Raw genomic sequence first — 6,375 nt, 5'->3', positions numbered from 1 at the left:
TTAACTCTCTAAGTAGTTGCTGCCTTGCTATGCTTCGGCGTTTCCCTTCTCAGTGGGGTCGCATTATAGGGAGATCCAAAAACAGATCAACTGTTTTTTAAAGAAAACTTGAAATAAACTGCTGTTCGCTGAGTATTTGAGCTAAACGCTTAAAAACACAACTAAACTACTATCGTTAAGAAATTTATAGCGCTATTTGAAATGAAAGTTATGACAACTACTAATGAATAAAGACATATTTGGATCATCTATGCTAAATAACTAACCAATATGAGAAGACTCGTATTACTTAAAATCATTTAAAGTAATCAAAAGGCGAAAATTGAATTGATCGAGCTATGTTTAATCATAATTTAATAATATTAAGAAATAAGTTTACTTAGGCCGTAATACTCAACCTTGATATGAGATTCTTAATATAGGTATATAGGTAAATGAGTACACGTTATGTCTTATAATCAGATTTATAAATATAAACTTCGTAGTGGGCCGCTCTACTGGATAATCTAAGTTTTGGAGTTGTATTATATAATAGCTCTAAACGAACAATATATAATGAAGATAATCCTTAACCATGATCTGATAGGCTATTTTGAATGAGTAATAAGTAAAGAGTAACTTGGTAGGGATATTAAAGCAGGTGTTAAAACAACTTATCAATTTAGAATCTATGAGTCAGTACTCGTAAACGATCATAATAGAAGGTAATCACTGATCCATATAGATTAACAAATTTTAGGCAAGAAAAAGCCGAGCATAGGCTCGGCTTTTAGGTTTCTTTAAGACTTACTCTGCAGACTGTGCGTCTTCTTGAACTGCTTCGCTAGTCGCTGGGCGACCAACTAGTTCAATATAAGCCATTGGTGCATTATCACCAGTACGGAAGCCACACTTAAGAATACGAGTGTAACCACCTGGACGATCCGCGTTACGTGGACCGATTTCACTGAATAACTTACCAACAACTTCATTATCACGCGTGCGAGCAAACGCTAAACGGCGATTTGCTACACTGTCAGTCTTAGCCAGTGTGATTAAAGGTTCAATTACACGACGTAACTCTTTCGCTTTAGGCAAAGTAGTTTTGATGATTTCATGTTTCACCAAAGAACCTGCCATATTGCTAAACATCGCTTTACGATGGCTACTGTTACGGTTTAATTGACGACCACTCTTACGATGGCGCATGACCCTATCCTTCTAACTAAACTAATATAGTGATTTAGATTATTCAGCTAAACTTGCAGGTGGCCAATTTTCTAGGCGCATGCCTAGAGAAAGTCCACGTGAAGCTAGCACGTCTTTAATTTCAGTTAGAGACTTCTTACCTAAATTAGGCGTTTTAAGAAGCTCAACTTCAGTGCGCTGAACTAAATCACCGATATATTGAATTTGCTCGGCTTTCAAACAATTTGCTGAGCGTACTGTTAGTTCAAGATCATCAACTGGACGAAGTAGAATAGGATCGAATTCTGGCTTCTCTTCTTTCTCTTCTGGCTCAGTTACATCACGTAAATCTACGAATGCATCTAATTGCTCAGCTAAGATAGTAGACGCACGGCGGATCGCTTCTTCTGGATCTAAAGTGCCGTTTGTTTCCATATCAATGATTAACTTGTCTAAATCTGTACGTTGCTCAACTCGAGCTGATTCAACCGAGTACGCAATACGTTCAACTGGGCTAAATGATGCATCAAGCAACAATCTACCAATTGGACGCTCATCGTCATCAGAGGATAAACGACTAGATGCCGGCACATAACCACGACCACGTTCAACACGAATACGCATGCTGATCTCGCTGTTATTTGTTGTTAAATTACAAATAACATGATCTGGGTTAGCAATTGTTACATCGCCATCGTGCTGAATATCTGACGCAGTCACAGGGCCTACACCAGATTTAGCCAGGGTCAGAAAAACTTCATCTTTGCCTTCTAACGTTACTGCTAAACCTTTTAGGTTTAATAGTATTTCAATGATGTCTTCTTGAACGCCTTCTTTCGCGCTGTACTCATGCAATACACCGTCGATTTCAACTTCAGTTACTGCACATCCAGGCATAGATGAAAGCAGTATACGGCGTAAGGCATTACCCAAAGTGTGACCGAAGCCACGCTCAAGTGGTTCTAAAACTATTTTAGAACGTGTTGGGTTGATAGCGTCGATATCGACTAACCTTGGTTTTAGAAATTCTGTAACAGAACCCTGCATTTTATCCTCTCTTAACTCTTAACTTTACTTAGAGTAAAGTTCGACGATTAGTTGTTCATTAATGTCCGCAGACAGATCTGAACGCTCAGGTAGACGCTTAAAGCTGCCTTCCAATTTCTTACCGTCAACTTCAACCCAAGTCGGCTTTTCACGTTGCTCAGCCAACTCTAGAGCAGCGATGATACGTGCTTGTGTTTTAGACTTCTCACGGATTACAACAGTATCTTCTGGAGCAATTACGTACGAAGGAACATTCACAACACGACCATTAACTAAAATCGCTTTATGGCTTACTAACTGACGTGCTTCTGCACGTGTGCTAGCAAAACCCATGCGATATACAACATTGTCTAAACGTTGCTCTAATAGCTGTAACAAGTTTTCACCTGTATTACCTTTAAGGCGAGCAGCTTCTTTGTAGTAGTTACGGAATTGCTTTTCTAATACACCGTAGATACGACGTACTTTTTGCTTTTCACGTAATTGTAAACCGTAATCAGATAAGCGACCTTTACGAGCGCCATGCTGACCAGGTGCAGTCTCAAGTTTACACTTAGAGTCGATAGCTCTTACGCCGCTCTTAAGGAACAGGTCAGTGCCTTCACGACGACTCAGCTTGAGCTTAGGGCCCAAATATCTTGCCATGTTATTTCTCCTAACCTATTGTTAAACGCGACGTTTCTTCGGTGGACGACAACCATTATGTGGTATTGGCGTCACGTCAGTAATGTTGGTAATACGGTAGCCAGCAGCATTCAAAGCACGTACAGCAGATTCACGACCTGGACCTGGACCTTTGATGAAAACTTCTAGATTTTTTAAACCGTATTCTTGAGCAGCAGTACCTGCACGCTCTGCAGCAACCTGAGCAGCAAATGGAGTAGATTTACGTGAACCACGGAAACCTGAACCACCGGCAGTAGCCCATGATAGTGCATTACCTTGACGATCGGTAATCGTTACAATAGTGTTGTTGAAAGAAGCATGAACATGAGCCATACCATCAGCAACTTGTTTTTTAACCTTTTTACGACGAATTGGTGTCTTAGCCATAATACTATCCCCTTATCGCTTAATAGGCTTACGAGGACCCTTACGGGTACGCGCGTTAGTCTTAGTTCTTTGACCACGTAGTGGTAAAGAGCGACGGTGACGTAGGCCACGATAACAACCAAGGTCCATTAGGCGCTTGATATTTAAAGTAACTTCACGACGAAGATCACCTTCAACGGTGTACTTGCCAACTGCATCACGCAATACGTCAAGAGTTTCGTCTGAAAGTTCACCGATTTTTGTGGTCTCGGCGATACCAGTCGCTGCTAAGATAGCCTTAGAGCGAGTCTTACCTATGCCATAAATAGCTGTTAAACCAATAACTGCATGTTTATGATCAGGGACGTTAATGCCAGCAATACGGGCCACTAACACATCTCCTATATTCGAATTTGGTAATCATCTGTTTGAAGAGCCCGTAAGGATACTCAAACGAAGACCAAATCACTACTAAAAACACAGGCCGAGAAAACTCAGCCTGCACGCTGTTTACTTAACCTTGCCTTTGCTTATGCTTAGGCTCACTGCAAATTACGCGTACTACACCAGCACGTTTAATAACTTTACAGTTACGGCATATTTTCTTAACGGAAGCACGTACTTTCATTGCTCAACTCCGTAAACTGACCTTATCGACCATAGCCTTTAAGGTTCGCTTTTTTCAGCACAGAATCATACTGATGAGACATCAGGTGAGTCTGTACTTGTGCCATAAAGTCCATGATAACAACTACGATAATCAAAATTGATGTACCGCCGAAGTAGAATGGCGTTTGCCATGCCATTGTCATGAATTCAGGCACCAGACAGATAAAGGTTATATACAAAGCACCTGCCAATGTCAGGCGTGTCATCACTTTATCAATGTATTTAGATGTCTGCTCACCTGGACGAATACCTGGGATAAATGCGCCAGATTTCTTCAGGTTATCTGCTGTTTCACGTGGGTTAAACACCAACGCTGTGTAGAAAAAGCAGAAGAAGATGATAGCTGCTGCTAAAACCATTGCATACAATGGCTGACCTGGGGTCAACGTTGTAGCTATAGCTTGTAACACATCAGCGACCGGACCTTCACCCTGGCCGAACCAGCTGGCAATTGTACCAGGGAACAGAATTATACTGCTAGCGAAAATTGGTGGAATAACACCCGCCATATTTACTTTTAGTGGTAAATGCGTGCTTTGGGCAGCAAATACTTGACGACCTTGTTGGCGTTTAGCGTAGTTAACAACAATACGTCGTTGGCCACGTTCAAAAAACACTACAAGATAAGTAACAGCGAATACGATTACCGCAACCATCAACAGTACAAAAACATTCAAATCACCTTGGCGCGCCATTTCAGCTGTCGAACCAATAGCAGACGGCAGGTTAGCTACAATACCAACAAATATTAAAACAGAGATACCGTTACCAATACCACGTTCTGTTATTTGTTCGCCCAACCACATAAGGAACATAGTACCAGTCACTAAACTCACCACTGCGGTGAAATAGAAACCCATACCAGGGTTAACAACTAACCCTTCCATCATGCCCGGTAAGCTTGTGGCAATACCGATTGATTGGATAGTAGCAAGCACAAGCGTGCCATAGCGTGTGTACTGGCTAATTTTTTTACGCCCTTGCTCACCTTCTTTCTTAAGCTCTATAAACGGAGGATACATATGCGTTAATAGTTGCGTAATAATCGAAGCCGAGATATACGGCATAATACCCAGTGCTAACACTGAAGCTCGCTCAAGCGCACCACCGCTAAACATGTTGAACATCTCAACAATGGTGCCCTTTTGTTGCTCGAAGAAATCGGCAAGTACAGCGGCGTCAATCCCAGGGATCGGCACAAATGAACCTAGACGGTATATAATGATAGCACCTAATACGAAGAGTAATCGGCGCTTCAATTCCGAAAGTCCACCTTGTGCACTTTGCATATCTTGACCTGGTTTAGCCATTAGTACTTCCTTAGTCTTCTACCTTGCCTCCGGCAGCTTCGATAGCTTCGCGTGCACCTTTAGTGGCTCTAAGGCCCTTAACGGTAACAGCGCGTGAAACTTCGCCAGATTTAACAACTTTAACGAACAAAACGTTCTTTTTAACTAGACCAGCTGCTTGTAACGCGCTTAGGTCTACCACATCGCCTTCTACTTTAGCGATTTCGTATAGGTTTATTTCTGCAGATACTAATGATTTGCGAGAAGTGAAACCGAACTTAGGTAGACGACGTTGCATAGGCATTTGACCGCCTTCGAAACCAACGCGTACTTTACCGCCAGAACGTGATTTTTGACCTTTGTGACCACGGCCACCAGTCTTACCAAGACCAGAACCGATACCACGACCAACACGTTTTGGAGCAGTTTTTGAACCTGCAGCAGGTGAAAGTGTATTCAAATGCATGAAATTAACCCTCTACCTTAACCATGTAAGAAACCTGGTTTATCATACCACGTACACATGCTGTGTCTTCTAACTCAACAGTGTGGTTGATACGACGTAAACCAAGACCGCGTAATGTAGCTTTATGTTTCGGTAAACGACCGATAGAGCTTTTTACTTGTGTTACTTTTACAGTTTGATTTGCCATGGTTACCCCAGTATCTCGTCTATGCGAAGACCACGTTTAGCAGCAATCGACTGAGGAGAATTCATATTCTCAAGAGCAGAGATTGTTGCACGCACTACGTTGATTGGGTTAGTAGAACCGTAACATTTAGAAAGTACGTTCTGCACACCAGTCACTTCTAGTACCGCACGCATTGCACCACCAGCGATGATACCAGTACCTTCAGAGGCTGGTTTCATAAACACTTGTGAGCCAGCATGACGTCCTTTAACAGGATGCTGTAATGTGTTGCCATTTAGGTCTACATTGATCATATTGCGACGTGCTTTTTCCATTGCTTTTTGAATAGCAGCTGGAACTTCACGTGCTTTACCATAACCAAAACCTACTTTACCTGCGCCATCACCAACTACTGTTAGTGCTGTAAAGCTAAAGATACGACCACCTTTAACTACTTTAGACACACGGTTCACCGCGATTAGCTTTTCAGCTAGATCAGGCTGTTGTTGCTTTGCTTCTACGTTAGCCATTGTCTACTC

10 protein-coding genes are annotated in these 6,375 nt (G+C 42.0%); all 10 read right to left on the bottom strand.

Translation table 11 applies throughout. The features are described 5' to 3' along the window. Window positions 1–786: 786 nt before the first annotated feature. Window positions 787–1,188 carry a 50S ribosomal protein L17 gene (gene rplQ, locus AAEY55_RS14090; protein WP_002959450.1) on the bottom strand — a complete coding sequence of 134 codons (402 nt, stop codon included), beginning with the start codon at window positions 1,186–1,188 and terminating at the stop codon, window positions 787–789. A 39-nt stretch (window positions 1,189–1,227) separates the two neighbouring features. Then, the gene (locus AAEY55_RS14085) at window positions 1,228–2,214 is read right to left on the bottom strand and encodes a DNA-directed RNA polymerase subunit alpha (protein WP_011329437.1); all 987 of its coding nucleotides are present in this window, start codon (window positions 2,212–2,214) and stop codon (window positions 1,228–1,230) included. A gap of 24 nt (window positions 2,215–2,238) precedes the next feature. Further along, window positions 2,239–2,859: a 30S ribosomal protein S4 gene (rpsD, locus tag AAEY55_RS14080; protein WP_011329438.1), complete on the bottom strand. Its 621-nt coding sequence runs from the start codon at window positions 2,857–2,859 to the stop codon at window positions 2,239–2,241. A gap of 21 nt (window positions 2,860–2,880) precedes the next feature. Next, the gene (rpsK, locus tag AAEY55_RS14075; protein WP_002959471.1) at window positions 2,881–3,267 is read right to left on the bottom strand and encodes a 30S ribosomal protein S11; all 387 of its coding nucleotides are present in this window, start codon (window positions 3,265–3,267) and stop codon (window positions 2,881–2,883) included. Between the two features lie 12 nt (window positions 3,268–3,279). Continuing rightward, a complete protein-coding gene (rpsM, locus tag AAEY55_RS14070; RefSeq protein WP_006794252.1) occupies window positions 3,280–3,636 on the bottom strand; it encodes a 30S ribosomal protein S13 in 357 nt (118 codons plus the stop codon). Between the two features lie 124 nt (window positions 3,637–3,760). Then, complete coding sequence (gene rpmJ, locus AAEY55_RS14065; protein WP_002959476.1) at window positions 3,761–3,874, bottom strand: 50S ribosomal protein L36; 114 nt, start codon at window positions 3,872–3,874, stop codon at window positions 3,761–3,763. Window positions 3,875–3,896: 22 nt separating this feature from the next. Then, window positions 3,897–5,225 carry a preprotein translocase subunit SecY gene (secY, locus tag AAEY55_RS14060; RefSeq protein WP_011329439.1) on the bottom strand — a complete coding sequence of 443 codons (1,329 nt, stop codon included), beginning with the start codon at window positions 5,223–5,225 and terminating at the stop codon, window positions 3,897–3,899. Between the two features lie 10 nt (window positions 5,226–5,235). Next, on the bottom strand, window positions 5,236–5,670 hold the full coding sequence (gene rplO / locus AAEY55_RS14055) for a 50S ribosomal protein L15 (protein WP_011329440.1): 435 nt from the start codon (window positions 5,668–5,670) through the stop codon (window positions 5,236–5,238). 4 nt (window positions 5,671–5,674) lie between these two features. Then, the gene (gene rpmD / locus AAEY55_RS14050) at window positions 5,675–5,857 is read right to left on the bottom strand and encodes a 50S ribosomal protein L30 (protein WP_011329441.1); all 183 of its coding nucleotides are present in this window, start codon (window positions 5,855–5,857) and stop codon (window positions 5,675–5,677) included. Between the two features lie 2 nt (window positions 5,858–5,859). Further along, entirely contained in the window at window positions 5,860–6,366 is a 507-nt protein-coding gene (rpsE, locus tag AAEY55_RS14045; protein ID WP_011329442.1) for a 30S ribosomal protein S5, read from the bottom strand. Between the last annotated feature and the right edge of the window lie 9 nt (window positions 6,367–6,375).

Source organism: Pseudoalteromonas sp. 120-MNA-CIBAN-0494, from assembly GCF_040308885.1.
Lineage (GTDB): Bacteria > Pseudomonadota > Gammaproteobacteria > Enterobacterales > Alteromonadaceae > Pseudoalteromonas > Pseudoalteromonas nigrifaciens.
The sequence above is the reverse complement of the archived record's forward strand: the minus strand, read 5'-3'. Positions and strand labels throughout refer to the sequence as shown.